Origin of the sequence: Alistipes sp. An66, from assembly GCF_002161445.1 — a bacterium.
In the GTDB taxonomy this organism is placed as follows: Bacteria; Bacteroidota; Bacteroidia; order Bacteroidales; family Rikenellaceae; genus Alistipes; species Alistipes cottocaccae.
Map to the genome: position 1 here is coordinate 1 of NZ_NFHT01000038.1, position 2,085 is coordinate 2,085.

Sequence of the window (2,085 nt, forward strand, 5' to 3'; positions counted from 1 at the left end):
TTGCGTGACCTGTTCGACAAGACTAATTTCAATGATGTCAAAGATCTATATAATCCCATTATTCCGGGGCTATTTGATTAATTGTTTAACTCGTCCCATTTTAACGGGACGCTAATGAATGAGAGACATAATCTGAGCGAAGATTGTTTTTCCTTTGTTCATGGCTTGCGGATAACCTCTTGATGGCTACCGCAAAGTTACTGATGTTCTAATCGAAAAATTTTCTGATGCTTGTAACTTATTGATGTTTAATAATTAAAACATTGTCGGAGAATTTTTCTCCGGACACTAATGGAATTTATAATGAATTGGATATAATTAAGATTAGCACTGTCCCAGTCTAGATAGTGATTAATGATTTCTTCTTTATCTTGCAATGTTAATGATTGAGGTAAATATATTTCATGCTGGTTATTATAATTTGAAGACCTTTCATATTTATCCAAAATAATTTCGGCGGCTTTATCATACGTTAAGAGCATATTGCGGATCGAAGTGTTGTAATATGCTACAATTCTTTTTTGTGTTAGTATGCTTGTTTTCAATATTGTCTGATTCATTAGCAGAATGAATCGTTCTTCTGATATTCTTTTGAATACATTGCATTTGGAGAATAATTCCCAGAATACACGCTTATAGTCATATTCGGAGATGGACTTATAATATGCTTCAATATTGTCATTGGACAAGGTGTTGAAGAATAGACAGATTATACTCCATATTTTCTTTGCCTTGATTTTAAGGTTCTTTCTTGTTTCCTCTGACCATGACGGTAAATATAAATCGGCGTCAATATATACCTTAATTTGATATAACTCTATGATGTCGTTGATATCCGTAGGTACATTATGAATATCGAACTTTTTAAGAGTGGCTTCAATCTTACCAAGCATGTAACCTACAATCAAATCGTCTTTTGAATAAAAAGTAATTCGATCCATACTTTACCATTGTCTAAATCAAGGTTAAGATACAAAATTAATCGTAATTATTTGTAATATGTCCTACCTTCTCGACGCCAACCGACGCCAACCACTGCCACATCCTTTTGCGGACGAAACTTTTGAGGGGCTGCGCGCGTTATCCGATTGCAAGCTTGCAGGAACAAAGATTCATAAACCGGGAAAAAGATGAAACGCCGTGCCTTTCGGATCCGGGACCGTTGAATGTTCGGCGGCACCATCCACACAAAGTGCAACTCACACAGAGACGGGTTGCCGGAATGTTGAACCAAACAGAAAGAAGACCATGGAAAAGATCGTATGTATCGGGGAGCGGAGTTGGCAGAGGCTCCTCGAACGGGTGGAACACCTGTCCGCCCTTGCCCAACGCCTGGAACGCCATTTGACGCCACCGCAGGACGACGGGTGATTGGACAGCGAGGAGGTGTGCCGGGCGCTGAACATCACCAAACGCACGCTGCAGAGCTACCGGGACCGGGGAGCGATTCCCTGCTCGCGTCTGGGTGGTAAATTCTACTACCGACGCCGGGACCTCGCCGTATGGCTCTCCCGCAAAACCGCTCAAACGCGATAGCCATGCCGCTGGATTATCTCAACGAAGCGAGCGACGAGGTACAGCGCTTGTTCGCTCGACTGGACGATGTGGAGCGCACGTTGCGGAAGACCTCTGAGGAGCACCGCCCGATGATCGGCGAGGAGTGCTACCTGACCGGCGAGGAGGTCTGCACACGCCTGCACCTCTCACCGCGCACCTTGCAGACGCTGCGGGACCGGCGGCAGATTCCCTTCACGGTGCTTGGCAACCGCCTGCTGCTCTATCCCGAATCGGGGATCCGGGCGGTGCTTGACCGCAACCTTCGAGCGGCTGCCGAGTAACAGACTACACGAGCTCTCGAATCATCTAATTCGAGAGCTTTTTTCGTGCATACACCTGCCACCGGCCCATCTGCGCAACTACCGGCAAGAAAGCGCAATCGCGCCCTATGGTGAAACAAAGCGGCGATGGGTGCCGTTATCCTCGAAACAACGCAAAAACCACCGACCATGACAACGCCATTCATCCCCTCCACGGCTCCCCACTGAAGAGCCGACCATCTTCCATCGGTTGCCCGCCGCCCCCGGT

2 protein-coding genes are annotated in these 2,085 nt (G+C 46.2%); both read left to right on the forward strand.

The genetic code is table 11. The features are described 5' to 3' along the window. Positions 1-1,371 precede the first annotated feature (1,371 nt). A complete protein-coding gene (locus tag B5G16_RS12350; RefSeq protein WP_087264349.1) occupies positions 1,372-1,536 on the forward strand; it encodes a helix-turn-helix domain-containing protein in 165 nt (54 codons plus the stop codon). 2 nt (positions 1,537-1,538) lie between these two features. After that, positions 1,539-1,838, forward strand: coding sequence for a helix-turn-helix domain-containing protein (locus tag B5G16_RS12355; protein ID WP_087264351.1), 300 nt, complete (start codon positions 1,539-1,541; stop codon positions 1,836-1,838). Positions 1,839-2,085: the final 247 nt, after the last annotated feature.